Annotated in this window: 1 protein-coding gene; it reads right to left on the reverse strand. The window is 34.9% G+C overall.

Features of this window, described 5'->3' with window-relative positions; all coding sequences use genetic code 11:
• On the reverse strand, nt 1-249 hold a 249-nt coding region (locus HC175_RS18865), incomplete at its 3' end, for a superoxide dismutase (protein WP_369074349.1).
• Nucleotides 250-439 lie beyond the last annotated feature (190 nt).

The following is a 439-nucleotide window of genomic DNA, read 5'->3' on the forward strand; positions in this document are numbered from 1 at the left end:
GATCTCCCAGAAAAGATTGTGGTTGAAGTATCCGCCGCCGTTGTTACGAACAGCTTTATTCTCCATGTCAAGGTTTGTCAGAATATTTTCTATATTCTTCCCTTCCATATCGGTGCCTTCAACGGCGTCGTTTAACTTGCTGGTATATCCTGCGTGGTGTTTATCGTGGTGAATCTCCATTGTTCTTGCGTCAATGTGAGGTTCAAGTGCATCTGATGCATATTTTAATGCTGGTAACTCGAAAGCCATATTTTTATAGTTTACGTTAATTAATGGTATCAACCTCAAATTTAAGGATAAAGCCTTCTAATCAAAACTATAAAACGTTATAAAATTCTTAAACCTAAAGTAGATTTGGAAGAAATTATGAAGATTAATAGTGGTATTAATTAACCTGATGAAAATATCTCAATGTTTAAGTCAAAAAATGAGATGCTTC

The sequence above is a fragment of the Salinimicrobium oceani genome, assembly GCF_012037645.1.